General features: G+C 69.5%; 22 protein-coding genes. 16 read left to right on the plus strand and 6 right to left on the minus strand.

Translation table 11 applies throughout. The features are described from left to right. Positions 1-3 precede the first annotated feature (3 nt). Together A176_RS09165 and A176_RS09170 are read left to right on the plus strand one after the other, a co-directional pair. The gene (locus tag A176_RS09165) at positions 4-903 is read left to right on the plus strand and encodes a VanW family protein (protein WP_002634241.1); all 900 of its coding nucleotides are present in this window, start codon (positions 4-6) and stop codon (positions 901-903) included. Continuing rightward, positions 900-1949 carry a hypothetical protein gene (locus tag A176_RS09170; protein ID WP_002634242.1) on the plus strand — a complete coding sequence of 350 codons (1050 nt, stop codon included), beginning with the start codon at positions 900-902 and terminating at the stop codon, positions 1947-1949. The genes A176_RS09165 and A176_RS09170 overlap by 4 nt, the downstream gene beginning before the upstream one ends. A gap of 50 nt (positions 1950-1999) precedes the next feature. Here the strand turns inward: A176_RS09170 and A176_RS09175 are convergent, their stop codons facing one another. The 4 genes from A176_RS09175 to A176_RS09190 form a co-directional block, all read right to left on the minus strand. Further along, positions 2000-2584, minus strand: coding sequence for a tRNA-uridine aminocarboxypropyltransferase (locus tag A176_RS09175; RefSeq protein WP_044890614.1), 585 nt, complete (start codon positions 2582-2584; stop codon positions 2000-2002). Then, on the minus strand, positions 2581-3129 hold the full coding sequence (locus A176_RS09180) for a hypothetical protein (protein ID WP_002634244.1): 549 nt from the start codon (positions 3127-3129) through the stop codon (positions 2581-2583). Before A176_RS09180 ends, A176_RS09175 begins: the two co-directional genes overlap by 4 nt. Positions 3130-3230: 101 nt before the next feature. After that, complete coding sequence (locus A176_RS09185) at positions 3231-4097, minus strand: DMT family transporter (RefSeq protein WP_002634245.1); 867 nt, start codon at positions 4095-4097, stop codon at positions 3231-3233. Positions 4098-4386: 289 nt separating this feature from the next. Beyond that, entirely contained in the window at positions 4387-5145 is a 759-nt protein-coding gene (locus A176_RS09190; protein WP_044890612.1) for a helix-turn-helix transcriptional regulator, read from the minus strand. Positions 5146-5232: 87 nt separating this feature from the next. Between A176_RS09190 and A176_RS09195 the strand changes: the two genes are divergently transcribed. The 7 genes from A176_RS09195 to A176_RS09215 all read left to right on the plus strand — a co-directional run bounded on the left by A176_RS09195 (position 5233) and on the right by A176_RS09215 (position 13749). Beyond that, positions 5233-5991, plus strand: coding sequence for an alpha/beta fold hydrolase (locus A176_RS09195; protein ID WP_002634247.1), 759 nt, complete (start codon positions 5233-5235; stop codon positions 5989-5991). 40 nt (positions 5992-6031) lie between these two features. Further along, on the plus strand, positions 6032-7639 hold the full coding sequence (locus A176_RS09200; protein WP_002634248.1) for a sensor histidine kinase: 1608 nt from the start codon (positions 6032-6034) through the stop codon (positions 7637-7639). Positions 7640-7766: 127 nt separating this feature from the next. Beyond that, the gene (locus A176_RS09205) at positions 7767-8372 is read left to right on the plus strand and encodes an RNA polymerase sigma factor (protein ID WP_044890611.1); all 606 of its coding nucleotides are present in this window, start codon (positions 7767-7769) and stop codon (positions 8370-8372) included. Continuing rightward, positions 8369-11383 (plus strand): CHAT domain-containing protein, encoded by a 3015-nt coding sequence (locus A176_RS09210; RefSeq protein ID WP_002634250.1) that lies wholly within the window; start codon positions 8369-8371, stop codon positions 11381-11383. The genes A176_RS09205 and A176_RS09210 overlap by 4 nt, the downstream gene beginning before the upstream one ends. 96 nt (positions 11384-11479) lie before the next feature. Further along, positions 11480-11662 carry a hypothetical protein gene (locus A176_RS37850; protein WP_002634251.1) on the plus strand — a complete coding sequence of 61 codons (183 nt, stop codon included), beginning with the start codon at positions 11480-11482 and terminating at the stop codon, positions 11660-11662. A gap of 245 nt (positions 11663-11907) precedes the next feature. Next, a complete protein-coding gene (locus tag A176_RS39285) occupies positions 11908-12066 on the plus strand; it encodes a hypothetical protein (RefSeq protein ID WP_021781469.1) in 159 nt (52 codons plus the stop codon). 279 nt (positions 12067-12345) lie between these two features. Continuing rightward, positions 12346-13749, plus strand: a complete 1404-nt coding sequence (locus tag A176_RS09215; protein ID WP_002637523.1) for a M24 family metallopeptidase — start codon at positions 12346-12348, stop codon at positions 13747-13749. Between the two features lie 9 nt (positions 13750-13758). Here A176_RS09215 and rtcR read toward each other — a convergent pair whose 3' ends face one another. Next, positions 13759-15393, minus strand: a complete 1635-nt coding sequence (gene rtcR / locus A176_RS09220) for an RNA repair transcriptional activator RtcR (protein ID WP_002637524.1) — start codon at positions 15391-15393, stop codon at positions 13759-13761. 145 nt (positions 15394-15538) lie between these two features. On the opposite strand from rtcR, the gene A176_RS09225 reads away from it, so the two are divergent. From A176_RS09225 to A176_RS09250, 6 genes are all read left to right on the plus strand, one after another. Continuing rightward, positions 15539-16774: an RtcB family protein gene (locus tag A176_RS09225; RefSeq protein ID WP_002637525.1), complete on the plus strand. Its 1236-nt coding sequence runs from the start codon at positions 15539-15541 to the stop codon at positions 16772-16774. Positions 16775-16934: 160 nt separating this feature from the next. Beyond that, a complete protein-coding gene (gene rtcA / locus A176_RS09230; protein ID WP_002637526.1) occupies positions 16935-17951 on the plus strand; it encodes an RNA 3'-terminal phosphate cyclase in 1017 nt (338 codons plus the stop codon). 136 nt (positions 17952-18087) lie between these two features. Beyond that, complete coding sequence (locus A176_RS37855) at positions 18088-18942, plus strand: Fpg/Nei family DNA glycosylase (protein ID WP_002637527.1); 855 nt, start codon at positions 18088-18090, stop codon at positions 18940-18942. 358 nt (positions 18943-19300) lie between these two features. Continuing rightward, positions 19301-21817, plus strand: a complete 2517-nt coding sequence (locus A176_RS09240) for a CARDB domain-containing protein (protein WP_002637528.1) — start codon at positions 19301-19303, stop codon at positions 21815-21817. Positions 21818-21841: 24 nt separating this feature from the next. Further along, positions 21842-22120, plus strand: a complete 279-nt coding sequence (locus A176_RS09245) for a hypothetical protein (protein WP_002637529.1) — start codon at positions 21842-21844, stop codon at positions 22118-22120. A 16-nt stretch (positions 22121-22136) separates the two neighbouring features. Then, on the plus strand, positions 22137-23513 hold the full coding sequence (locus tag A176_RS09250) for a sigma-54-dependent transcriptional regulator (protein WP_002637530.1): 1377 nt from the start codon (positions 22137-22139) through the stop codon (positions 23511-23513). A 1-nt stretch (position 23514) separates the two neighbouring features. On the opposite strand, the gene A176_RS09255 is transcribed toward A176_RS09250, so the two are convergent. Then, positions 23515-24237 (minus strand): hypothetical protein, encoded by a 723-nt coding sequence (locus A176_RS09255; RefSeq protein ID WP_044890651.1) that lies wholly within the window; start codon positions 24235-24237, stop codon positions 23515-23517. A 201-nt stretch (positions 24238-24438) separates the two neighbouring features. On the opposite strand from A176_RS09255, the gene A176_RS09260 reads away from it, so the two are divergent. After that, the gene (locus A176_RS09260) at positions 24439-25602 is read left to right on the plus strand and encodes a response regulator (RefSeq protein WP_002637532.1); all 1164 of its coding nucleotides are present in this window, start codon (positions 24439-24441) and stop codon (positions 25600-25602) included. Positions 25603-25616 lie beyond the last annotated feature (14 nt).

Below are 25616 nucleotides of genomic sequence, written 5' to 3' on the forward strand. Positions count from 1 at the left end.
GCCATGCCCTCATCTCCCATCGCACCCCGGCTCCTGGAGTTATCCGCCCACGCGCTGCTGTGGCGGCGCAGCAAGCAGGTGATGCACCAGGCGAACCGCCTGGTGCGGTGGTCCGCGACGCCCGAGCGTTGGCCGCGCCCGGTCCTGGCGCCCATGCATGAGAAGGGCGTGCTCCTCGGCTCGCACACGGTGAATCTGGAGCGCGCGGACGCGGATGCGGATCCGGTGCTGGAAGCGGGGAAGAAGCACAACGTGCGTCTGGCGGCTCCGGCCTTTGATGGCCTCCTCCTCGCTCCGGACAGGCCCCTCTCATTCTGGCGCACGCTGGGGCGGCTGTCCGCGCGCAAGGGCTACCGACATGGGTTGGCGCTGAGCGGCGGCTGTCTCACGCCGTCCATCGGTGGCGGTATCTGTCTGTTGGCCAATGCGCTCTTCGAGCTCGCCGCGCGCCAGGGCTGGCACATCCTGGAGCGCTGGGGGCACACGATGGAGGCGGTGCCCCCGCCGCCGGGCACGCTGTGGGGAATGGATGCCACGGTGGCCTGGCCCTATGTGGACCTGGTGGTGGCTCCGCGCGAGGGGCCCGTGAGGCTCGGAGCCCGCGTCCTGGATGGGAAGCTGCGGCTGTCCCTCCACGGGGCGCATGCTCCCCGGACGCGCTCACGTCTGTGGTCCGAGGACGAGTCCCTGCTCGAACTCCCCGAGGGAACCCTTCGTATCAACCGCATCGTGCGCAGGGTCGAAGACACGGGCTCTGGTGCCGTGCTCGAGGAGCGCACCATCGCGGAGAACCGGCGACGCCTGCTGAACCCCGAAGCGCGGAAGCGGACGTGCATCACGTGCGGGGAGACCGCCTGTCACGCCCGCGTCGAGGTTCCTCGGTCGGAGGTCCCGGCGCCATGAATCTGGTGCTCGCACCGGAGCCCGCTCCCTGGCTTTCTCATCTGGAATCGCTGCTCACGCACGAGGCGGAGGTGCTGGCGCCCTGGGCACGGCCGAGACTGCCCGGTTGGGCGCCACTTCCCTCCCGTTTGCACCGTGCCTGGACTCGCCGGACGCTGCGGGTGCCCGATGGCTACCGCGTCTGGGGCCTGCCGGGCTGGGGGGCGATGGAGGTGGGGTTGCGCGTGGTGGCGCGCTCGACGGCGGCGACCTTCCAAGCCCGGTTCTCCCTGCGCAGGCGGTGGGCGCAGTCGGCCGCGGCGCTGCTCCCGGTGTCGGTGGAGACGGTGCTCGCGCCAACGCTGGGCGCCCGGGAGGTCTTCGCGGCGGCCCGCCGCCGGGGTGCGCGCTGCGTGTTGGTGGAGGACCTGCCCTCCTTGAGGGCGCTGCACGAGGACCTGGACGCCGCGGCCGTGAAGCACCCGGAGGAGGCCTTCCTGCGCAACCACCGCGCCTCGGCGGAGGACGTCGCACGGCAGGAGGTGGAGCGCGTCCTCGCGGATGAAATCTGGGTGCGGAGTGAACTCGCTTTCGAGCGGCTGAAGTGGGCCGGGCACGCTCCGGAGAAGCTCCGCAGGCTGCACTTTCCTCCGGACCGTGAGTCGACCCAGGTGGCCCAACTGCGTCGTCACCCAGGGCCTCACGTGGCGCTGCTCGCGGGGCCCGCACTCGCACGCTGCGGCGTGCGAGAAGCCTTGGCGGTGCTCGACGCCCGGCCCCAGTGGACCCTCTGGCTGCGCCCCGCGGAAGGCACGGACCCTCTGCACTTGAATCACCCGCGAGTGCGGACCGTCACCGCCGAGGTCCAGCGCACGCTCCAGCGGGTGGACGTGGTGCTCGCGCCCGCGTGGTGTGAGAGTCATGTGAGTGAGCTGGCGCACGCGCATTCACGCGGCATCCCCGTCATCGCCACGGACCGCGCCGCGGGCTTCGAGCCGTGTCGGACGATTCCTCGGGGCGATGTGCCCGCACTCATCGCGGAGCTGGACGCGCTGACGGAACGCTGAATCCCGGCGCCCCCCAGCGTGGAGGTTTCATGCCGAGGGCGTCGAGCGCTCTAGATGCTCCGGCCCCGGCTCGCCATGACGCGATCAATCATGTGTTCGTGCAGCGCATAGAGCGGCTGCGCGACGTGCTCGCCTTCGAGATGCGCGAGCGCACCGGCAATGGCCTCCAGCGTCGACATGCCATCCGGATGGGGCGGACGGCGCAGTCGCCGGGAGTCTGGGGCCGGTGGGGGCAGCTTCAATCCGGGCAGCCGTCGCAGCGCGGGGACGCGCTGCACCATTCGCCGTGCCTGTCCCCAGCTCCCATCCAACACGATGAGCCTTGAGGGAAGGGGCGCACCGGGTTCGGGCGTCTGATGCGCGTCCGGAAAGAGCAACCACGTGTCATCGCCCTCCAGCACCGAGGCATCGAAGGGCACCCCCGGCGAGCCATAGGAGACGATGCGACAACGCGGCATCGCGAGCTCCGCCATGCGCGCCGTGTTCGTCGACTTGAGCGTCTCCTTGTGGTGCCGGACGATGAGCAGCTCCGTGCGCGTGGTGATGCACGGCACGTCGGCACACAGACACAGGGACAGGGGGAGGAAGCAGCGAGGGCAACGGCCCGCGAGGTCCTCGGGCGTTCGAGACCTCATTTGCCCTGACGGTAGCGCTCCATGAGGACCTTCGCCTCGCGCAGCTTCTCCTCGACGAAGCGGTCATCCGCGTCCGGCTCGTATTCCGCGTCGGGCAGGTCGAGGTGGAAGAGGGCGGAGAGGCTCACGGGGGTGACTTCCAGCCACTCCGCGGTGCGGTTGAGCGCGGCCTGACGTCGCCCCGCGAAGGTCTCCGGCCCGTCCTCGGGGCCACAGCGACAGATGCGCGCGGAGTCCCCGGACACGTCCACGTAGAGACCCAGCACTTCCGCGTCCAGCTCCGCAGCCAGCGCGCATGTGGCCTCGCTGACGTAGGCCGCCATGGCCTGCGCGGCCGAACGCTCCGTCAGCGAGCGGACGAGAAACACCTGCCAACCGGCCTCGGTGAGCGCGCCGGCTTCCTGGAGCGGCGCCAGCTCCGCGGGCGGCGCGTGGATGCGAGAGAGCAGCCGACGCACGGGCGCCTCCAGCCGCTCGAGCCGGGCGCTCGACGCGGGACAGAAGAAGACGACGCGGTACTCACGGCTGTCGGCTGCGGTTTCCATAGGCATACGGCGTCGCCAGGAACGGTGGAAGGAGTGTGTGCGGGGACCCAAGAGGACCAAAGGACTCCCCACGCATGCAAGCGGTGATTTGGAGCGCGCCGTCAACGTGTGTCGGCAGGCACGGTGACGGGCGGGAGGGTCGCACGTCGCTCGGCCGCCACCCAGGCGCCCGCCACCAGCACCAACACGCCTCCGCCCAGCGCCAGCGGCGTCAGCGTCTCCGAGAAAAAGGCCCAGCCCACCAGCGAGGCCGTGAGCGGCTCCAGGTACGTCAGCGCCCCCGTGGCCGTGGTGGGGACGTGTCTCAGACCGGTGTGGAAGAGGATGTTTCCAATCAGGCCACAAACCACGCCACCGACGAGCACGAGGAGCGTGCCTTCATCCACCGTGGGTGGCAGTGCACGTGGACCGAAGCCGAGCAGAAGGACGCCCACGGAGATGGGCGCGTGCAGCGATGTGACGGCCATGGGGGAGTACGCCCGCGCCGCCTGTTTCGCCGCGAGGACGATGACCGCGTAGAAGCAGGCACTGCCCGCGCCCAGCAGGGCCGTCATGCCCGAGAAGTCCCGGTCCGGACGGCCGATGAGCAGCGAAAGACCCACCAGCGTCGCGGGGACCCCCACGAGGGCCCGCGTGGAGCGCTCTTCACCCAGGACCCAGGGGGCCAACAGCGCGAGCAACAAGGGCGCGAGGTAGTGCGTCAACACGGCCACCGAGACGGGCCCGCGCTCCATGGCGGCGAAGAAGAGGGCGGTGTTGGCCGCGTCCGCGAGCGCCACCACGAGCAGGGCCAGCGTGGCCCGTCGGTCACGCAGTGCGTCGCGTCGGAACAGGAACGGCGCCGGAAGCGACATGGCCGTGAGCACGAGCACGGCGTTCTGCGGTCCGGTGAACCCCGCGGGACGGAAGAAGAGCGCCCAGCACCCCCAGAGGGTGGCCCCGGCCGCGACCATGGCGAAGTACCGCACCGTGTGACTCCTGGCGACTCCGGCGCGCACTCCGGCTCCGGCGGGCGCGCAGCCTACCCGCGGACGTTGTTGGAAGCACAGTCCGGTGACGGCCTCGGTGGACGCGGCGTACGGAGAGTCTGCTCGCGCGGACGTCGCTGGACGCACGGGACACGGCGAACCGAGAGCCTCCTCGGCCCGATGCCTGACCGTGCAACGCGCTGCTCGGGCGGACAGGGGCGCCAGCGCCCTGACTTCGAGCGTCCCGTGGCCGGGGAGCGGCTCGATGGCCGGAGAAGGCCGATGGGCTTCACTTCGGCGGATTGGACGGACGGTCCTCTCGGGCATGCACGCGGGCCTGCTCACGCTGGGCCTCGACCTGCGCATGAAGCCCGTCCATGTCCGGCGTGAAGGGGCGGTCGGGGACGATGCGGGCGCGGCGGATGCGGTCCATGCGGAACATTCGCGCCGCGGACTTCTCCACGTCCCGCGCGAGCACATACCAGACGGGAGACTCGACGAGCAGGCCGTGCGGCTCCACGCAGCGTCGGCTCGAGTTGCCGTGGCGGTCGCGGTAGTCGAAGGAGAGGCACACCTGCTCGCGGAAGGCGCGTTCAAAGACGGCGAGCAGCTCCTCGGGCGGCTTGCCGACGTCCGCCAGCACCCGGGCGCTCGCGGGGCGGCTCACCACCACGCGGCGGATGAGCTCGCGCATGCCTCGGGAGCGCTCCTTGGGGACGCTGGCGAAGAGCTTCTGGAGTCCGGAGCGCGCCGCGTTGCCCCACGGAAGCGTGGAGCCGGTGGAGGAGAGACTCGCCGCCAGCCAGAGCGCGACGACTTCCTCCTGGGACAAATGCACGGCGGCCACGCCACGGTCCCTCTCGAGCCGGACGCCACCTCCCGGCCCGGTGTCACTGCTCACGGGAATGCCGCGCTGCCGGAGGGTCGCCAAATCCCGGTGAACGGTGCGCCCGCTCACGTCGAGCGCCTCGGCGATCTCCGCCACGGTCGTCGCCTCGCGGCCCCGCAGGAAGTCCATCAGACGCATCACCCGGTCGACTCGTGTCATTGCTGACAGTTTCTGTCAGGGATGGGCCGTACTCCACAAGCATCACGTCGCGGGAAACCGCGCGCTTCCAGGCCGGAGGAGGCCGTCATGATGGGGTCCCAGGGAATGCTGAATGTCGACGACGGTGGGGTGGGTGGGCTGCCGGTCGTGTTCGTCCACTCGAGTGCCGGCAACACCACGCACTGGGCGGCCCAGTTGGCGCACTTGCGCAAGCGTCGGCGGGCCGTCGCGTTGGACCTGCGCGGGCACGGCAAGTCGGAGTTGCCGCGCGATGGCGGGTTTTCGGTGGAGGACTTCGCCCAGGACGTGGGCAGCGTGGTGGAGGGGCTGGGCCTCCAGCGCTTCGTGCTGGTGGGGCACAGCCTGGGCGGCGCCGTGTGCGTGGCGTACGCGGGCGCGCACCCGGAGCGGGTCGCGGGGCTGTTCCTGCTCGACCCGGCGTCGGACGGGCGGATGATTCCGGAGGAGCAGGCCCAGGGGTGGATGGGAGTGCTCGCCACGGAAGCGTGGAGCGCGGTGGTGGAGGAGGCCTGGGCCCCGATGCTGGCGCCCTCCCGCCCCGAAGTGCGGGAGCGGGTGCTCGCCGAGATGCGAGCGACGTCGCAGGCTAGCGTTCGAGGTGGGCTCGGCGCGCTGCTGACCTTCGACCCCGTGGCGCCGCTGCGGGCCTACCGAGGTCCCCGCCTGTCCGTGGTGACGGCGTTCAACGAGGATCCCGGCTCGTACCATCGCCTCGTCCCGGCGTTGCCCCACGAGAAGGTGGAGGGCACGGGGCATTGGGTCCAGTTGGATGCGCCGGACACGGTGAACGCCTTGCTGGACGGGTTCCTCTCGACCGTTCGCTGAGCGTCGAGCGCTCGGGCCCCAGGTCTGTCACAGTGCGCGCATGGGGCCTCTGTTCGCCTACAGCCTCGTGCCGGTCCTCTCTGTCTCGTTGCTGCTGTGTTTCACGGCCGCGATTCGGGGACACAACGCTCGGGGACTGGCGCTCTACTGTCTGGCGACGGCGGTGTGGACCGCGGCGCTGCTGCTCCTCTGCATCCCATCCCTGTCCTGGGTGGGCGAGCGCTTCGTGGCGAGCGGCGCCTTCGTCGCGGCGGCGTACCTGCACTCCGCCTATGACGTGACGGAGCAGCGCTCCTATCGCCTGGTGGTGCTCGCGTACGGCGTGGCGGTGGTGGTGACGGGCATTGGCGTCTTCCTGCCCGACACCCTCCATGGGCCGCTGGCGATGCATCGAGGGCCCTTGTTCTGGCCGGCCATGGCGTTGGCCGTGGCGTCGGCGCTGGTGCCGCTGGCGCATCTGGCGCGCTCCTACCGCAACGCGGCTCCCGAGCGGCGGCCCGTCCTCCTCAGTCTGGGCATCGCGGGCTTGCTCGCGTACCTCGGTAGCATCGGCAACGCCACGCTGCTGTCGGGCGGGTATGCGTTGCCGTTCGGCATGTATCTGGTGCTGGCGGCGCTGCTGGTGCTGGTGCATGTCATCAACGCGCATCAACCCTCCGCGGACCGGAAGTTGTTGGAGCGCAGCCTCTTGTACTCCGCCATCGCGGCGGTGCTGTCCGCGGGTTTCCTCTTCGGTGTGCTGACGTTGCTCGCGGGCAGCGGGCAGCCCTTCCTGGCCGAGTACCGCGCGGGCGCCTTCTTCCTGCTGGTGCTCTCCGCGCTCGCGTTCGAGCCGGTGCGACAAGCGCTTCAGGAGTGGTTGGGCCGCCGATTCTTCAAGGACCGTGCAACGGGCACGGACCTGGCGGTGGCGCTCGCGAGGGAGGAAGCACGCGCGGACCAGGCCTCACGTCTGGCGGAGCTGGGCCAGTTCACGTCCGCCGTGGCCCACGAGGTCCGCAATCCGCTGGGCGTGCTCGCGGCGCACCTCAAGCTGCTGGAGCGGAAGGGCGGAGACCCGGACGCCGTGGCCGCCATGCGGGAGCAGATCGACCGCGCCAGTCATTTCGTGGACGAGCTGCTTCGTTATGGCCGGCCGCGTCCGCTGGACCTGCGCCACGTGGACCTCGCCGCCACCGTGGCCCTGGCCTACTCCACCGCGAAACAGGGACTGGGCGAACTGGCGCCCGAAGTTCTTTTCGATTCGGAGGGCGACACCTCCCTGACGTTGGAGGCCGACCAGTCGCAGATGTCCCAGGTGTTGGTCATCCTCATCGAGAATGCCTTGCTCGCCCTGCGTGACGTGCCCTCGCCCCGGCTGAAGGTGACGTTCGAGGCCTCGGCTGGTCGGCTGCTCGTCAGGGTGGAGGACAGCGGGCGCGGCATTCCTCCCGAGCTGCTGCCGCGTCTCTTCCAACCCTTCGTCACGGGTCGCAAGCGGGAGGGGCCTCGGCCGGGGACGGGCTTGGGGCTGGCCATCGCACGGGGAATCATCGAGCGGCATGGCGGTGATGTGCGTGCGGGGCAGTCGGACGTGCTGGGGGGCGCGGCCTTCGAAGTGACGCTGCCCCAGGCCCAGCCCGCATCGATTTCCGCCGCCGTCGCCTAGCTGGCCCGCGGGGTGGAGGCGGTGTCCGTGAGGCATCGCAACTTGACGCGATTAAGTCTGCTTCACGACGGCTTCCCAAGGATCGACACCGACCACGTTTCGAGAGGCGTGGAAGGAGGCCGGGTCGATGAGCGGCCATCGCATTGCCACAGTCATTCGTATCCCTGTGGCCTACACTACGGGTGTGCATCCCGACGGGTTCGAGGAGTTCGCGCATCGTGTCAGGCCCATGTTGTTGGCCCTGGCGAAACGGTTGTGCGGTCAGGGGGGCATTGATCCCGAAGATTTGGTGCAGGAGGCGCTCACGCGAGGACTGCTGCACCACGGTCTGCTCTCCGCGCAGCCGGAGCCCGTCTACAGGGCGTGGTTGTGTCGAGCGCTCACCAATCACTTCCTCGACCAGTGCCGCAAGCGGCGCTCCGAGTTGCTGGAGCAGGACCGCCCGGAGCTGCGGCTGGTGCGCGACGCCGTGGCGGCGCCCGAGCCGCAGGCGAAAGAGTCCTGGGAGCACATCTCCGAGCAGGACTTCCGGAACGCCATCGCTCAGCTCGCCAACCCCCGTGTTCGCGAGGCGTATTCGCTGCACGCGTCCGGGCTGCGCTACCGCGCCATCGCGCAGCGCATGGGCGTCCCCGAAGGCACGGTGGGAAGCTGGCTCTATCAGGCACGCAAGGAGTTGAAGGCGCTGCTGCTGCCGCTCATCGGGAGTGGTGATGGCGGAGGCGGCGCATGATGAGCCCGTTATGCAACCGCCTGTCCCTCTTCCTCGACGGCGAACTGGCGCCGGTGGATGAGGAGAACTTCCGACACCACCTCGCCCGTTGTGACCCCTGTGCTTCCGGCCTGCACGAGGCGATGCAGTTGGAGCTCCTGGGTTTCAACTCGATGGGCGACCCGGTGGCATTGGAGGAGGACGCAGACGAGGCCACCGCGCCCTGGGATTGGGTCCCGCTACCGCCACCGCCACCAACGGCACCCGAGCCGAGCCGTCTTCCGTCGCGCTCTCGAGGCCCATGGGCCCTGCTCGGAGCAGGGGGCGCGCTGGCGACGGCGGTGCTCCTGCTGCTCTTCTTCCGTCTGTCCGCGCGAGACGCACAGGACGCGGTGTGGCTCGCGAAGTCGCCTTCACGGCGCATCGAAGCCCGAGTCGCTTACGCGCGCGCGGATGGCCACAGGCCCTTCGTGCCACTTCGCTCCGGGGGCGTCCGTGGGGTGAGCGTGTCCGCTGTCTCGCCCGTGGTTCCGCTGCGGGCGCTGGCGAATCTGGAGGACCAGGGGGACCTGCACGGCATCGCCGCCGCGTACCTGGTGCGTGGGGACTGGCGGCAGGCCTCGGACTTTCTTCAGCGGTTGCCACCGTCGCCCGACAGGGACAGTGACCTGGCCATCATCGCGTTGGAGCAGGGCCACTCCGAGACCGCGCTGGCGCTGCTGGAAGGCGTGTTGCGGCAGGCTCCGGACCACGCCCAGGCGCAGTGGAACCGGGCCCTGGTGCTGCGGGAGATGGGGTTGACCTTGCTGGCCGCGGACGCTTTCGACGCGGTGGCGAAGCAGGGCGCGCCGGGCTGGAGCGAGGAGGCGCGAATCCGCGCGAGGGCGCTTCGGCAGCAGACGCAGGCGCGGGGCCGGGCGTGGAAGGGCGCGCGGGCGGCGGTGCGGGACCTGATGGTGGATGCCCAGGCGCGGCTGCCGTTGGACGAAGCGAAGCAGTTCCCAGGCATCGTCCGGCTGGCCTTCTACGATGCGGTGCGGGCCGCGCCCTCGCGCGAGTGGGTCGTGCGCCTGCTGCCACTGGCGGACGTGCTGGATGGCGTTCAGGGCGGTGACGTGCTCCGGCGCTACGTGCTTCGCGTGGCGGCGAAGGACTTCAGCCATCGCGGGCCGCTGGCTCGGGACTACGCGAAGCTGGTGCGTGGAGAGCTGGCCTCACCGGGGCGTTTGCTGGAGACGCTGCGCCTCTCGGGTGAGGACGACCTGTATCTCGGCGCGCTCATCAACACGGTGTCCGCCGCTCGCCACCTGGAGGACTTCACCCGGCTGTCCCAGGCGGCGGAGGACCCCTGGTTGTCCCTGCTGGCCGAGCGCGAGCTCGCGAGCGAGGACGAGCGCAATGGGGCGTGGTGGAAGGCGGAGGCCCGGCTCCGTGCGGCGGTGAATGCGTGTCAGGGCAAGGGGCTCTCGTACCGCTGCGCCACGTTGAAGAAGCGGCTGTCGGACCTGTACCTCGCGCTCAACCGTCCGGCGGAGGCCTTCGAGCAATCCTGGAGCGGCTGGCGGGCCTCGCGCGAAATGGAGGAGTGGGAGCTGGAGCAGCAGTTCCTCCAGGAGCTGGCGCACATCGCCCGTTACCGGATGGATGTCGCCAGCGCGCGTGCGTACCTGCGTGAGTCGCTGTCCCGCATGCCGGATTCCTGCGAGCAGCGGACGTACGTCCACCGCAACCTGGCGTACCTGGCCTGGTCGGAGTTCGACACGCAGGGGGCTCGGGACGCGTTGGAACTCGCACAATCCTGTGGCCGTCCGCTGGGGTTGCCCGGTGCGTTGCTCCTGTCCTACCTGGCGCGCTTCGGCGCGGACAGTCAGGACGCGGACCTGCTCCGGCGCACGCTGGCCGAGTTGCGCCGGACCGAGCCCTCCGCTGGAAAGCTCGCGCAGATGGGCTTCGCGGAGGGGCAGTTCCTCCTCGAACGCGACCGCGCGACGGGGCTGGAGCTGCTGCGGAGCGCCATCTCACAGGCGGAGGCCTTGCCCGACGACGTGGACGCCCGGAAGACGCGCATGGGCGCCTACAACGTGTTGGCACATGAGGCGGGCCGCGGTGGTGACTCGGGGGAGGCCCTGTCGCTCATGGGGGCCGCGTTGCGGGTGGACGTGCCGGACCGCTGTGTGCTGGGCGTGGCCGTGGATTACGAGCGCTCGGTGGTGGCCCTTCGTGATTCCCAAGGCGCGCTGCGAGGCCACTTCGACGCGGGCCGCAAGGCGCACCTGGGCAAGGATGCCGATGGACTGGTGCCCCCCGCGCTCCAGTCCGCGCTGCGCGGGTGCGAGCAGGTGGATGTGCTGGCGCTGCCGCCCGTTCACGGCCTGCGGGGATTGCTCCCCGCGGACCTCGCCTGGACCTACCGGGTGGGCCGTCCCCAAGTGCTTCCGCCAGGGGGCGGCTCGGGTGAGGGCCCGCATCTCGTCATCAATGGAGTGGAGGCCCCTTCGGCCCTCGGCTTGCCCCGGTTGCCTCCCTTGGCGCCGCCCTCCATGAAGGACCCTCGGCGCGTGGAGCTCTCGGGGATGCAGGCCACGCCGTCCCGCGTCCTGGCCGCCATGGAGCAGGCGAGCGAGGTGGAGATCCACGCCCACGGCGCCTTCAGTCCGGAGATGTCGGACGCTTCGTTGGTGGTGCTCGCACCTGAAACGGATGGCCGCTACGCGCTGTCCGCCGCGCAGGTGCGTGCGTTGAAGCTGGCCCAGTCCCCGCTGGTGTTGCTGGCCACGTGCAGCGCGGCGCGGGCCATGCCCTTCCTTCATGAGTCTTTCAGCCTGCCGGTGGCCTTCATCGAAGCAGGCGCCGCCACGGTGCTGGCCTCCACCGAGGAAATCCCCGACTCCGCGGGCCGTTTCTTCGAGGCGGTGCGCGAGCGCATCCGGACGGGGGCCCCCGCTGCCCTGGCGCTCCGGGATGAGCGGCGCACCTGGCTGGCCACCCAGCCCGGCGCGGACTGGGTCCACGGCATCCTCCTCTTCGAATGAGCGCCAAGGAATCCGACTCGGTGCGTTGTATCGGGCGTGGAGGCCGCGGGCAGGCATGCCGCCGGGCCCGGCCGATGCCGCACAGAGGGGGATTCGATGGTGACGAAGGGCGCGAAGCAGCCGAAGCGGGATGGCGCGGTGGTGAGCATCAATCCACATGACCCGCCGCCGGAGCCCACCCCGGGCCTGACGGGTCCACCGCCGTACTCCTCGAAGATGTCCGTCACGCTCCCTGTGAATACGCCGATGACACCGGGTGGTTCAGACGAGACACCCTGATGTCAGGCAATGCGTTTCCCAGATTCTCCTGAATCGTTACGGCGATACAGGTTTCACGGGGTGCTCTCAGTCGGGGCGCCCCGGATTTTTTTGAACAGAATACACAAGAAAAAGGGCTGGCTGCGTATTTGAGATGGGGGGGCAAGGGTGGCGCGCCTTCCCAAGGGGGAGCGATGTTTCGTGGTGACGCGCGGGGTCGTGGGGATGCGAGCGGTATCTGGGCACCTGAGGAGGGGCGGGGCGCCATGGGCGGCGGTTGGGGGGCGCGCACGGACGGGGGGGCCACGGGGGTTGGGCAGGCGGGTGGACAAGGTGATGTCGTCGAAGTGGGGGGGAACGCGGAGGACCTGGGGGGGATGGAGCTCGAGGCGTTCGACTTCGAGTTTCAAATCGCCAGCTTCTGAGGTTGGCGCGCGGGGGGAAGGCCCCGCTCTGGTGGACGGCGTTGGGGGACTGCCGTCATCTCAAGGGATGGACGCGTCGGGACCGGGGGGGACCGACGCCTTATGACTCGGGCGTTGGTGCCGAGTCCATCCAGAGGGCTGGAGCGCGGAATTCCAGGGAGGAGGGGAGGAAGCGCGCCCCAGGCCCTCCGCTTCCAGAGACTCCAAGGGCTCTGGAGGCGGAGGCCTCCTGGTGTTCCTGAGGTACGGTGGGGGCTCCTTCTTGATGGGAGTCCTCGCATGAAGTGCGTGAAGTGGGCGGCCTTGCCGCTGTTGTTTCTGGCCGCTTGTTCCACCACGGGACGCAACACCCCGGCTGCCACGATGCCGGCGCTGTTGCCCTGGTCGGCGCAAATCGCCGAACGCGAGAGCTGGCTCGAGCTGCGTCACGGCCTGCTGCTGGAGATGATGCGCCGCCACGACGTGGGCATGTGGGTGGTCGTCAACGAGGAGTTCCACGACGACCCGCTCACCCAGTTCGTGGCCCCGCCGCGGCCCTACGCCGGCAACCGGGACGTCTTCGTGTTTGTCGACGCGGGCGCGGAAGGCCTCAAGCGCGTGGCGCTCACCGGCTACTCCGAAGCCACGCTGGAGCGTTTCTTCGAGGTGCCCGCGGAGGGCCGCAAGCCGCAGGAAGTCCTCGCGGACCTGAATGCGCGCTACCAGCCCAAGACGATTGCCCTGGGCATTGGCGGCAAGCGCGGCGTGACGCGCAGCCTGACGCGGGACAGCTACGCCTTCCTGGTGGAGTCCCTGGGCGCGGAGGCGGAGGCGCGCTTCGTGAGCGCGGCGCCGCTCATCGAGGAGTACCTGGACACGCGCCTTCCCGAGGAGTGGAAGCACTACCAACTGCTGGTCCACCTGACGGACAAGGTGGTGCAGGAGGCGTTCTCACCGAAGGTGGTGGTGCCCGGGAAGACGACCGTCGGTGACGTGCGCCGGTTCCTGTACGACAGGCTGTGGGAGCTGGGCGTGGACACCTGGTTCCAGCCGGACCTGCGGGTGCAGCGCAAGGGCATGGACCGCGCCACCTCGCGTGGCTTCCTGTCGCCCTCGAAGGAGGACGTCGTCATTCAACGGGGGGACCTGCTGCACGTGGACTTCGGCATCACCTACATGGGGCTGAATTCCGACTGGCAGAAGATGGCCTACGTGTTGAACGAGGGTGAGACGGATGTGCCGGATGGCTTGAAGCGCGCGCTGGCCAACACCATGACGCTGCAGGATGCGCTCATGCTGCGCGCCTCCCGGCCGGGCCGCTCGTCGGCGGACGTCTACGAGCAGGCGATGGCGGAGATGAAGGAGAAGGGCATCGAGGCGATGATCTACAGCCACCCACTGGGCAACCAGGGCCACGCGCTGGGCGCGAGCATCGACTTCCGCGCGGCGACCCGCCAGGAGGCGCCCAAGCTGCTGCGCAAGGGCTCGTACATCTCCATCGAGCTCAACACCGCCACGGCGGTGCCGGAATGGGACGGGCAGAAGGTGTTCGTGATGATGGAGGACCCGGCCTATCTCACGGAGGACGGCTGGTTCTTCTTCGTGCCCCGGCAGGAGTCGTTCTACCTGCTCGGCGGAAAGGCCGGCGCCACCGCCGGGCCGCAGGGCAAGGGCGTGACGACGCGCGGCATGCCGATGCTGTGAAAGGCTGGCTCACACGCCAGCCGGTGCGCCGCGTCCGCTGACGTCCGTCCACGTGAGGCCGAAGCGGGCGAGGTACTTCTTCAACCGGTCCGCGTCGTTGACGCTCTTCTTCTGGGCGCGTGACTGTGCGAACAGCACGCGCCCCGCGTCCGACAGCGAGCGCGAGGCCCGGCAGACGCTCAACACATCCGCGAGCTGGACCCGGTCGAAGCGGTCCAGCTCCGCGGCGAGGTTGTCGCCCAGCAGCTCCGCGACCAGGTCCACCGTGGGGGTTCCTGCCTTCGCGCCCGCGGGACGCCACTGCTCGCGCAGGCGGTCGAGCTCCTCGTCCACCACGTCCCGGGTGATTCGCCCACCCTCCGCGAGCGTGGCCATGCGGAGCACCGCCGCGTTGAGGTCGCGGAAGTTCCCCGACCATCGCGCTTCTGGCGTCGTGGCGAAGCCGAGGAACCGCGACTGCGCCTCCTTGTTCATGGTGACGCGGGTGCCCACGGCCTCGGAGGCCTGGTCCAACTCGAAGAGGAGGTTGGGGGCGATGTCCTCCGGGCGTTCGCGCAGCGCGGGCAGCCGGAAGGTCCACAGGTTGATGCGCGCGAGCAGGTCCTCGCGGAAGCGGCCCCGCTCGACCTCGAGTTGCAGGTCGCGGTTGGTCCCCGCGATGAGCTGGAAGTCACTCTCCACCTCACGGTCGGCGCCCACGGGGAGGAAGCGCTTGTCCTCCAGCGCCCGCAGCAGCATGGCCTGCTCGTCCGCGCCCAGCTCGCCGATTTCATCCAGGAACAACACGCCGTTGTTCGCCTGTCGCAGCAGTCCGGGCCTGTCACCCAGCGCGCCCGTGAAGGCGCCCTTCACGTGGCCGAAGAGCGCGGACATGGCGCCGTCGCCGCGGAGCGTGGCGCAGTTGAGGTCCACGAAGGGGCCCTCCACGCCGCGCCGGGCCTTCTTCAGTGCGTAGATGCGGCGCGCGAGCTGGGACTTGCCCGCGCCCGTGGGGCCCGTGATGAGCAACGGCGCGCGGGACTGCACGGCCACCTGTTCGATGCGCTCGATGAGCCGGTTGAAGGCGGCGTTGTGGGTGTCGATGCCGGACTTGAGGAAGGCCAGGCCCTCGCGCTGCTCCTGTCGGAAGCGCGCCGCCAGCGTGTCGTAGCGGGACAGGTCCAGGTCGATGAGGGTATGCGTGCCCGCGCCCGCGCGCTCCCTCGGGTCGGGCGACACCTGCACCAGCCGGCCCGGGATGAGCCGGCTCTCCACCAACAGGAACATGCAGATCTGCGCGATGTGCGTGCCCGTGGTGATGTGGACCAGGTAGTCCTCCGTGTCGGGATTGAAGGGATAGCCGCGCACGTAGTCGAGCAGCGCGCCGTAGGTCTCCTCCAAATCCCAAGGGTTCCGCATGGGCAGCGGAATGCACCGCACCTCCGTCTCGGGTGACACCTGACGGATGTCGCCCGTCAGAGTGGCCGCGAGCGCCGTCGCGTTGGGCGGGTGCAGCAGCTCCAGCCGGTGCACCAGCAGGTCCTCTTGCTGGCACAGCGCCACCGTGGGCCGCCACCGCGCCCAGCGCTGCGGGCCCTGTCCGTTGTCCAACGTGGTCCCGAGCATCCCGAGGACGACCGTCTTGCGTGCTCGTGGTTTCGCCATCGAGATAGGCTTTTATCCTAAGGGATAGAGATTTCCACCTCGCCCGGCGCGCTCCCCTCGAAAGGGGGCTTGGCACGCCGGCTGCTCTACGTCCGCCACGTGACCGGGACACAGCGCCCGGCGGACGACTGGAAAGGTGGAAACGATGAGCCGCATCAACGGGAACCATGAGGTGCTGTCGGACGAGGCGGGCCGCCCCATCAAGGCGTGGACGGTGGGGGTTCCGTTCGAGGACGAGGCGAAGAAGCAGCTCCGCAACCTGCGCGGCCTCCCCTTCATCCATCAGTGGGTCGCGGTGATGCCGGACGTTCACCGCGGTTACGGCGCGACGGTCGGAAGCGTGGTCCCCACGGTGGGCGCGGTGGTGCCGGCGGCGGTGGGCGTGGACATCGGATGCGGGATGATCGCCGTGCGCACGACGCTGCGCGCGGACCAGTTGCCGGACTCGCTGCGTGGGGTGCGGTCGGCCATCGAGCGGACGGTTCCTCACGGCCGCTCGGATAACGGTGGCCGGAACGACGTGGGCGCGTGGCGTGTGGCGCCGGCGCGGCACCAGCAGGCATGGGCGCGGCTCGTGGAGGGGTACGACCGCATCGTCGCGAAGCACCCGCGCATCGGCCGTGGGCCGGAGCTGGCGCACCTGGGGACGTTGGGAACGGGGAACCACTTCATCGAGCTGTGCCTGGATGAGTCGGATGGCGTGTGGCTGATGTTGCACTCCGGTTCGCGTGGGGTGGGGAACCGCATCGGGAGCTACTTCATCGAGCTGGCGAAGGAGGACATGCGTCGCTGGTTCATCAACCTGCCCGACGGCGACCTGGCGTACCTGGCGGAGGGGACGGAGCACTTCGACGACTACGTCTTCGCGGTGAGCTGGGCGCAGGACTTCGCGGCCACGAACCGCGACCTGATGTTGCATTCCGCGGTGGAGGCGCTGCAGTCGAGCGGTGAGCTGCCGCCGTTCGAGTTGAAGGACTCGGCGGTGAACTGCCACCACAACTACATCGCCCGTGAGCACCACTTCGGGAAGAACTGCTTCGTGACGCGGAAGGGCGCGGTGCGGGCGCGCGAGGGTGACCTCGGCATCATCCCCGGAAGCATGGGGGCGCGTTCGTACATCGTCCGCGGGAAGGGGAACGCGGACAGCTTCCATTCGTGCAGCCACGGCGCGGGCCGGGTGATGTCTCGCGCGGCGGCGAAGCGGCAGTTCACGGTGGAGGACCACGCGAAGGCGACTGAGGGCGTGGAGTGCCGCAAGGACATTGACGTCATCGACGAGACGCCGGCTGCGTACAAGCCCATCGACGCGGTGATGGCGGCGCAGGCGGACCTGGTGGAAGTGGTCCACACGCTGAAGCAGGTCGTGTGTGTGAAGGGATGAAGCCAGCGAGGTGACCATGCCGGGATGAAGACACCGAGGCGCCCGTATTCCCCCAGAGGCCGAAAGGCCGCCAAGATGGGGAGTGCGGGCGCCGCTATTTTCACGAGGGTGTCAGTGCAGGCCGGGTGGTTCGTGAGTGGCGAGCAGCAAGGAGGCGGTCATGGTGCGCATCGATGGGTCGAAGGGAGAGGGCGGTGGGCAGGTGCTGCGCACCTCGCTGGCGCTGTCGCTGGTGACGGGGACGCCGTTCACCATCGAGAACATCCGCGCGGGCCGGAAGAAGCCGGGCCTGCTGCGCCAGCACCTGACGGCGGTGAAGGCCGCCGAGGCGGTGGGGGCCGCGGAGGTGTCGGGCGCGGAGCTGGGCTCGCGGGAGCTGACGTTCCGTCCCCGCGCCCTGGCCTCGGGGAACTACCGCTTCGCGGTGGGCACGGCGGGCAGCGCGACGCTGGTGTTGCAGACGGTGCTGCCCGCGCTGCTCCTTGCGGAAGGCCCGTCCACGCTGCTGCTCGAGGGGGGGACGCACAACCCGATGGCGCCGCCGTTCGATTTCCTCCAGCGCGCCTACCTGCCGTTGGTGCACCGCATGGGGCCGTCCGTGGAGGCCACGTTGACGCAGCCCGGCTTCTTCCCCGCGGGGGGAGGGAAGTTCCGTGTCGACATCAGGCCCGCTCCGCTGAAGCCGTTGCACCTGCTGGAGCGTGGGCGTGTGCTCCGCCGCGATTTGAAGGCCGTCATCGCGATGGTGCCGTTCGACGTCGCGAAGCGGGAGCTGGACGCCGCGGGCACCGCGCTGAAGTGGCGGCCCTTCGAATGCCGGACGGAAGAGTTGAAGCGTTCGGCATGCCCCGGAAACGTGCTCGTCGCCGAGGTCGAGAGCGAGCATGTGACGGAGGTCTTCACCGGCTTTGGCGAGCGCGGGAAGCGGGCGGAAATCGTGGCGGAGGAGGTGGCGGCGGAGGTGAAGCGCTATCTCGACGCGGAGGTGCCGGTGGGCGAGCACCTGTGCGACCAGTTGCTCCTCCTGCTGGCCCTGGCGAAGGTGGGCGCGTTCCGCACGTTGCCGCTGGATGGGCATGCGCGGACGCAGGTCGAGACGATGGCCCACTTCCTCGACGTGAAGGTTCAGGTCCGGGACGTGGCTCGTGACGTCTGTGAGGTGGAGGTCCGCGCGTAGGTGGCGCGGGCCTCGCGGCACGCTGGGGGAGCGGCGTGTCCTCGCCTCGGTGGGCGTCCAGGCGAGCCTCAGTGGGAACGTCTTCGTGGCGCCGCGGCCCGTCTCCGCACCATGCATGTGCGGAGGAGACGTCCGCGTGGCCGAGGTTCCCGAAGTCGAAATCATCACCCGGGATTTGCGGCAGGCCGTCGTGGGCCGTCGCTTCACCGGCGCTGAAATCTGGGTTCCATCCGTTGTCCGCTTCCCGGCGCCCGCGGCTTTTGTCGAAGCCTTGGTGGGGCGTCAGGTCACCTCCGCCTCCCGGCGGGCGAAGTTCATCCTCATGCCGTTGGATGACGGCACGGTGCTCGCGCTGCACTTCATGCTCTTTGGCGAGCTGGCGTTGCGGCCCGCGGGCAGTGAGCGTCCATCGTCGACGCTGGTGGTGCTGGGGCTGGAGGGCGGTGAGGAACTCCAGCTCACGGACACCTTGGGCTACGCGCGCATCGCGCTGGCACGGGGAGATGAACTGTCCACGCGCTTGAAGCTGGACGAATTGGGGCCCGAGGCGCTCGATGAAGGCTTCACGCCGGACGTGCTGGCCCTGCGACTGCGGCGGCGCAAGAGCCCGTTGAAGACGGTGCTCCTCAATCAGCGCGTCGTCGCGGGGCTGGGCAACCGGGACGCGGATGAGAGCCTGTGGCTCGCGGGGGTGGATCCTCGGCGCCTGGCCACATCGCTCACGCCCACGGAGAGCGTTCGGCTGACCCACGCCATTCGCGCGGTGCTCGATGAGGGCTTGCGTTTGCGCGGGACGCAGCGTGACCTCTTTGGCGTCCAAGGGCTTGCGAAACACCGTCGCAATGTCTTCGGCCGCGCGGGGGCTCCGTGTCCACGCTGCGCGACGGTCGTCGCTCATGAGCGGGTTGGCGGACGAAACACCTACTGGTGTCCCACGTGCCAGCCGGCGACGGCGCGGCCCGAGCTCCCCGCGCAGTCCTCGCTGTGGTGACGCGCAACGGTGTGACGCGTCGCGAACCCGTTGAAGCAGGAAAGTCCTCCTGCGCTTCCTGTGACGTCACGCGTGGGGCGTAGGTGACACCCACCTCCATGGGATGCATTCCATGGACGGTAGCAGCGGCGGTCATGCCCTTGTGCTAAAGCGCGTCCTGGGGCCGCCAATGTCACAGTCCGAGAGGCTTGCGTCGGACGTGCGGGGAGTCATGGCGACAGGAATCGCGTTGAAGAGGTCGTTTGCGTTGTGCGGCGTGTTGTGCGCGCTGTTTTCATGGGAAGCACTTGCCGCGCCTCCGGTCCAATTCGAGACGTGCAACCGCCCGCCTCCGGCGGCGCGTGGTGTCTCTGGGGCCGTGAGTGGAATTCGCGCGGGCGACTTGCCCGACTTCGTCATCACCGGCGTGGTCGCACCGGCGCGGGTTCACGGTGCGATGCCGTTCCAGGTGAACGTGACGGTTTGCAACGAGGGGCGCCGTGAGGCGCACTCCGATGTGACGTTGTTCATCTCTCGGGATGCCTGCTTCTCCGAGGATGACGCGCTGCTTGAAACCGTGCCGACGGGACCGTTGGCCGCGGGGGCGTGTGTCTCGGTGCCGGTCGCGGTTCAGGGCGACTTGGCTCGGACGAGCACCTGGTTTGTCGGGGCGCTGGTGGACAAGGAGGCACGGGTTCGCGAGCTGTCGGAAGTGAACAACGTCCACGACGGCGTGCCCGTGACGTTCGACTCGCCTCCGGACTACGTCGTCGAGTCACTGGTGGTGCCCTCCGTGGTTCATCCCCATGGGTTCTTCACGGCCACGGCACGTGTGTGCAACCGGGGTGGGGGCGCTGGCACGGCGCAGGTGGGGCTGTACCGATCGAACGACAGCCACGTCGATACCGAGGACACCCGGATGGGCTGGCTGTTCGGTGTCCCGCTCGAGCCAGGGGCTTGTGATCAAGTCTCGTTGGGCGCGCAGGCGGGACTGTCGGGCCGCGGGTACCTCGCGTTCATCGTGGCCTCGGCGGACGGGCGGCTCGAGGAGGACGTGACGAACAATGCCAGCGCGGTGTCAGCTCAGGTGGTGGGCATGGTTCCTGACTACGTCGTCGCCGCATTGAAGGTTCCGGCCGTGGAGCCGGGCGACGGAAACCTTCCTGTCCGAATCACGGTCTGCAATCAGGGCACGGCGCGCGCACACGCCACTCAGGTGCATTTTCAACTCCAGTCCCTCGAGTCCGCGAACCAAGGCGCGCTGAACGTCACGCATCGCAATGTCCCGGAGCTGGCCGCGAACCAGTGCACCGAATGGAGCGACGCGGTGGGCTCCTCGGGGAACGCACCGGGGCGCTGGCGATTGACGGCCACGGTGAATCCGGCGGGGGCCCAGCTCGAAGCCCATGCGGACAACAACAGCAGGTCTCAAGTGCTTCGCCTGGGGGATTGGGTGGAGCTGGGGGTCACCCGTGTCACGCCGCTGACGCATGCGTTGGTCCCTGGTGCTCCGTTCACCACGGAGGTCAAGGTCTGCAATACCGGTAGCATTCGCGCCGAGCGGTTGGCGCTCCATGTGTCGCTGTCGGACGGCCTGGACGCGGGGGCTGACACTCGCGTGGGAACCCGCGTGTTCGGGGCGCTCGAGAAGGGCTGTGTGGTGCTTCCCGTGACGGGCACGGTGCCTGCGCAAGCGATGAGTGGAAGGCTCTACGTGAAGGCAAGCACGGAGCTCATCACCCCTGCGGGGCAGGAACTCAACCTGGACGACAATGTGCTCGTGGGGCCGGAGGTGGCGATTGGCAGAGGGCTCGACCTGGTGGTCACCCATGTCCAGGCCTTGGTTCCAGTCGTCTCGGCGCGGGCGACAATGGAGGTCGCGGTCACTGTCTGCAACAAAGGCAGTATCGCCTTGCCCCACGTGCCGATACCGGTATGGGTGTCTTTCCTTCCGGAGCCGAACACCCAGGGCTTGCCGCTCCTGGTGGGCGCGCAGCCGACCGTGGAACCGCTGGGGTCAGGCGAATGCAGCACGTTGATCGCGGAGCCGATATCCCCCCCGGAGGCGGGCGCCTGGCGGCCTACGGCCTGGGTCGATGAGTCGAACACGTTTCCAGAGGTGGTGGAGTCCAACAACCTCGCACGAGGCGAGGTGTTTCATGTGGCTTCCATCACCGGGCTGCACATCACCGCCTTGCAAGCCCCCACGGTGGTTCGCGCGAACACCAGCTTCAATGCGACTGCGACGGTGTGTAACCGGAGCGCGCTGCCTCAGAATGGGCCCCAAATCAGATTCTTTTTGCGCACGGAGGATGGTTTTCCCGTGGCTGAGTTCCCGAGAAGGAGCCAGCCCGGGAGACTCATGAGTGGTGCCTGTGCGTCGGTGAGGTTGGATGGCTCCTCCGAGATTCCTTACGACACGAGCCCGTGGCAGGACGGGAGCTATCGGCTGGTGGCGGAGCTCGAAGCGCCCTGGACCTTCGGGTCCCTGGGCGAGCAGAAGGTGCTGTCATTCTCCGCTCCCCTGGGCGTGGGGCGCGGGGGCGACTTCGCTGTCACATCGGTCCGCGCTACCGACAGCGTCCCCAGGGGAGGTCTTTTCCTTCCGACGGTGCGTGTCTGCAATCAGGGCCTGACGTCCGGGGGCGCCACGCTGACAACCTACCTTTCGCGGGACGAGCACATCGAGATGCCGGGAGACATCAAGCTGCGCGAGGTCAACATGTCGCTCGGGCCCGGTTCGTGTCGTGACGTGCTGGTCGAAGCGTACGCCAACGTGGATGCTGGAGATGTCTGGTACGTGGGCGCGCAGGTGAGGGCCCTCCCCCTCTCCACCCCGGACCACGTGAAGTCGAATGACACACGGGTGGGGGGGCGTATCATCGTCACGCCCTGAGCCTCTCCCTGGCGTGCGGGACGGGTGGGCAGCGGGCACGGTGGCTGTTATGTCTCCACCGTGTCCGACGTCACCAACGCCTCGCCGCCGCCGTTCGAAGCCGCGCTGGTTCGCGCCAGCGAGGAGCTCGGCTTCCCCAGTTACTACCAGTCCTGTGTGCGGCCGTTGCTCCGCAACCCGGAAGGCCGCTGGCCGCGCTGCTGCGGCGGTGGGTGCGAGCCGTGCGCCCAGACGCTCATCCAGGTCGCGCTGCGGGCGCTGGAGCTGATGGGGACGCCGCGGCAGGCGCCGCTGCCGGACTGACGCGGGAGCGACACGCATGTCCACTCCGCACCCGTTGCTGCTCGTGGATGACGACGCCGCCTTCCGCAAAATCTACGGCGGGCTGCTGCGGGAAGCAGGCTTCGAGGTGGTGGAGGCGGCCGACCGGCCTTCCGCCCGCGCCGCGTTCAACGCCCGCGACTTCCCCCTGGTGCTGCTCGACTTGATGCTGCCTCCGGATGGCAGCGTCTCCGCGGGGCTGGAGTCGCTCGCGACGCTGCTCGGCGCGAAGCCGGGCACCAAGTTCATCGTGGTGTCCGGGGCAGGGGACACGCGGCACACGCTGGAGGCGGTGCGGCTGGGCGCCTATGACTTCCTCACCAAGCCGGTGGACCCGGACGTCCTGCTCGTCGTCGTGCAGCGGGCGCTCGCGCGGGTGACGCTGGAGCGGCAGGTGGAGACCCTGCGCACGTCGCTCACGCGCGCGGCCGGCGGTGTCTCCATGGTGGGGCAGAGCGCGCCGTTCCTCGCGGCCACGACGATGGCGGAGCGCGTGGCGGCCAGCGACCTGCCGGTGCTCATCACCGGGGAGAACGGCACCGGCAAGGAGCTGCTCGCGCGCGCCGTCCACCTCAAGAGCCGGCGTCACGCGGGGCCCTTCGTCCCCATCAACTGCGGCGCGCTGCCGGAGTCGCTGCTGGAGAGCGCCCTGTTCGGCCACGTGAAGGGCAGCTTCACCGGCGCGACGAAGGACCACCGGGGCCTCTTCGCGGAGGCCGATGGCGGCACGCTCTTCCTGGACGAGCTGGGCGACATGACCCCGTCGCTCCAGGTGAAGGTCCTCCGAGCCCTGGAGACGGGCGACATCCTCCCCGTGGGCGCGGACCTGCCTGTCCAGGTGGACGTGCGGCTCATCTCCGCCACGCATCGGGATTTGGGCCGCATGCTCCAGGAGGGCGCCTTCCGCGAGGACCTCTACTGGCGCGTGAAGGGCGTCGAAGTCCGCCTGCCACCGCTGCGCGAGCGCGCCGCGGACCTGCCGCTGCTCGCCAAGCACTTCCTCAACCAGTGCGCGCACCTGTGCCCGGACGGACGGGCCCGGCTGCTGTCGGACGCGGCGGCGGAGTCCCTGCTCGCGCACGCCTGGCCGGGGAACCTGCGAGAGCTTCGCCACGAGATGCAGCGCGCCACCGTGCTGGCCGGTGAGCGGCGCGAAATCCAGCCTGAAGACCTGTCCTTCACCGGCACCGAGCGCCCTCGGCCGAGCACCACGCCGGGCGCCGCCACGCTGGCGCAGAAGGTGGAAGCGCTGGAGCGGCGTGAAATCGAGGACGCGCTGCGGCGGCTGAATGGCAACCGCACGCACACGGCGGAGGCGCTGGGCTTGTCACGCCAGGGCCTGCTCAAGAAGCTGGAGCGCTTCGGGCTGACGTGACTCAGAACAGCCGGGCGCCCAGGCCCAGCCGCACGTTGAACCCCAGGCGCGTGTGGCTTTCGCCCGAGCGCTCCTGGAACGACTCCACGCCAAGCTGTCCCGCGGCGATCACCGACAGGCTGTTGCCCAGGTACACCTCCACGCCGCCGCCACCGAGCGCCTGGAGGCGCCGCGACTGGCCATTGGACAGGCCGATGTCCACCGGGACGTCCACCAGGCCCAGCACGGAGACCGTGTCCGCCACGCGCCAGCCCGCCACCAGTCCGGGGGACACGCGCAGCAGCACGCCGGAGAAGTTCCGGTCGTCCATGTACGTGGCGCCGGAGTTGAACACCACGCCCAGCCCCAGCGTGGGGGCCAGCGCCAGCACGCCCTGATCCAACACCTTGCGCCGCACCGCCACCTCCAGGGCCGCGGACAACTGGAACCACTGGAGCCGCACGCGGGACTCCAACTCGAAGCCGGAGATGCCTTGCCGGAAGCCCACGCCAATCTCGGGCGCTCCCACGAAGCCGTAGAGGGCCGTGGCGCCGTCGGGCAGCGTCACCGGGGCGAGCACCGCGCCCAACGGGTCCTCGCTCGTGCCTCGCAGGAGCGCCATGTCGGTGCCGCCGTCGCGCGGCGCGGCATCAACGGCCGCGGCGTCGGGGGCCTGCGCGGCGGACTCCAGGGACACCAGCAACAGCGTGGACACGAGGGGGCCAAGGCAGCCAGGACGCATCATGGGGTCCACCCTACCCCGCACGGAGGCGGGCGGACACTCAACGATTCCAGGGGCTTGGGGCCTCCTTGCGTATCTGTCTGGCTTGGCGCGAAGATTCTGAAATTCATGGCTACCGCGCTCCCACAACCTTTCAAGTGTGTCGGACTGGACGTTCCGTCCGAGCCGGTTCCGCGTCGTCGTGCGTCACGCGGCAGGACGCGGGTGCTGCTCGTGGATGCGGAGCCTGGTGGCCAGGCGGCACTGGCCGCGGCGTTGGCGGAGGCGGGTTTCGAGGTGCTGCTGGTGTCGGGCGCGCTGGCCGCGTTGGAGGCGCTGGCGGATGGGGGCATGGCGCCGCAGATGGTCATCGCCTCGGTGGAGTTGCCGGACGGTGATGGCTTCAGCCTCTGCGGTCAGGTCCGCGCGGATCCCCGGACGGCGCACCTGCCGGTGGTGTTGCTGGCGAAGCGCGAAGAGGACTTCCACCGGGACCTCGCGGGCGGGGTGGGTGCGGATGACTACCTGGCGCAGCCCGCGGACGCGCGGGACGTGGTGGCGCTCGCCCGGCTCAAGGCGGGCCGGTGCACGGGGGACGCGTCCTTCGACGCGAACACCGAACAGCTTCCGCTGACGGACGTGTCGCGCGCGTTGCTCGCGGGCGTTCGCTCGGGCCGCGTGGTGATGTCCGAGGGCCAGGGCTGGTTCGCCTTTCGGCACGGCCTGGTGGTGGATGCCGTCTTCAACGGCGAGCGCGGCAGCCTGGCCTTCCGGCGGATGCTCTGCTTCGGCGGCGGCGACTACGCGTTGGTGCTGGGCCCCGAGCTGCACAAGGGCTCGTTCTCCATGGACCGGCCCTACCTGTGTGAGACGGTGCTGCAGGGGCTGGAGCGTTTCGACGCGCTGCGTGCGCGAGGCCTGCCGCTGGCGTCGCGGCTGACGGTGGACTTCGCGCGCCTGGCGGAGGTGCTGGCCTCCCTGCCCGAGGACGTGGGCGAGGTGGTGCGCCTCTTCGATGGCCGCCGCACGCTGCGCGCCATGCTGCTGGAGTGCCCGTTCCCGGAGGCGGTGTCCTACGAGGCGTCGACGCGGCTGTTCGCGCTCGGCGTGCTCGTGCCGGCGTGCCTCGTGGAGGAGCGCGAGCGGGCCCGCTGCGGCGCGACGGTGCCGGGCTTCTTCGAGCCCGAGCCCTCCGTGGAGGCCGTGCCGGTGGATGCAGAGGGTGCCCGCGCACCCGCACCTCGTGTGGATGGTGCCGTCGAACCGTTCACGTTGGTGGGGAGCACGCAGCCGCCCGTCATCCTGGATTTTCCCAAGAAATCCCCAGGTGTTCCGAGCGTCGCGGGTGGGGCGGACGTGGCTGTCCGGTCCGACGACGCGGGCGTTTGAAGGGTTTGACTCGG

Source organism: Myxococcus hansupus (assembly GCF_000280925.3).
GTDB classification, from domain to species: domain Bacteria; phylum Myxococcota; class Myxococcia; order Myxococcales; family Myxococcaceae; genus Myxococcus; species Myxococcus hansupus.

Excerpts from the sequence above, each read along its gene's own strand:
- A176_RS09165 (WP_002634241.1), top strand. The coding sequence starts at position 4 with ATGCCCTCATCTCCCATCGCACCCCGGCTCCTGGAGTTATCCGCCCAC.
- A176_RS09170 (WP_002634242.1), top strand. The coding sequence starts at position 900 with ATGAATCTGGTGCTCGCACCGGAGCCCGCTCCCTGGCTTTCTCATCTG.
- A176_RS09175 (WP_044890614.1), bottom strand. The coding sequence starts at position 2,584 with ATGAGGTCTCGAACGCCCGAGGACCTCGCGGGCCGTTGCCCTCGCTGC.
- A176_RS09180 (WP_002634244.1), bottom strand. The coding sequence starts at position 3,129 with ATGGAAACCGCAGCCGACAGCCGTGAGTACCGCGTCGTCTTCTTCTGT.
- A176_RS09190 (WP_044890612.1), bottom strand. The coding sequence starts at position 5,145 with ATGACACGAGTCGACCGGGTGATGCGTCTGATGGACTTCCTGCGGGGC.
- A176_RS09195 (WP_002634247.1), top strand. The coding sequence starts at position 5,233 with ATGATGGGGTCCCAGGGAATGCTGAATGTCGACGACGGTGGGGTGGGT.
- A176_RS09200 (WP_002634248.1), top strand. The coding sequence starts at position 6,032 with ATGGGGCCTCTGTTCGCCTACAGCCTCGTGCCGGTCCTCTCTGTCTCG.
- A176_RS09205 (WP_044890611.1), top strand. The coding sequence starts at position 7,767 with ATGAGCGGCCATCGCATTGCCACAGTCATTCGTATCCCTGTGGCCTAC.
- A176_RS09210 (WP_002634250.1), top strand. The coding sequence starts at position 8,369 with ATGATGAGCCCGTTATGCAACCGCCTGTCCCTCTTCCTCGACGGCGAA.
- A176_RS37850 (WP_002634251.1), top strand. The coding sequence starts at position 11,480 with ATGGTGACGAAGGGCGCGAAGCAGCCGAAGCGGGATGGCGCGGTGGTG.
- A176_RS39285 (WP_021781469.1), top strand. The coding sequence starts at position 11,908 with ATGGGCGGCGGTTGGGGGGCGCGCACGGACGGGGGGGCCACGGGGGTT.
- A176_RS09215 (WP_002637523.1), top strand. The coding sequence starts at position 12,346 with ATGAAGTGCGTGAAGTGGGCGGCCTTGCCGCTGTTGTTTCTGGCCGCT.
- rtcR (WP_002637524.1), bottom strand. The coding sequence starts at position 15,393 with ATGGCGAAACCACGAGCACGCAAGACGGTCGTCCTCGGGATGCTCGGG.
- A176_RS09225 (WP_002637525.1), top strand. The coding sequence starts at position 15,539 with ATGAGCCGCATCAACGGGAACCATGAGGTGCTGTCGGACGAGGCGGGC.
- rtcA (WP_002637526.1), top strand. The coding sequence starts at position 16,935 with ATGGTGCGCATCGATGGGTCGAAGGGAGAGGGCGGTGGGCAGGTGCTG.
- A176_RS09250 (WP_002637530.1), top strand. The coding sequence starts at position 22,137 with ATGTCCACTCCGCACCCGTTGCTGCTCGTGGATGACGACGCCGCCTTC.
- A176_RS09255 (WP_044890651.1), bottom strand. The coding sequence starts at position 24,237 with ATGATGCGTCCTGGCTGCCTTGGCCCCCTCGTGTCCACGCTGTTGCTG.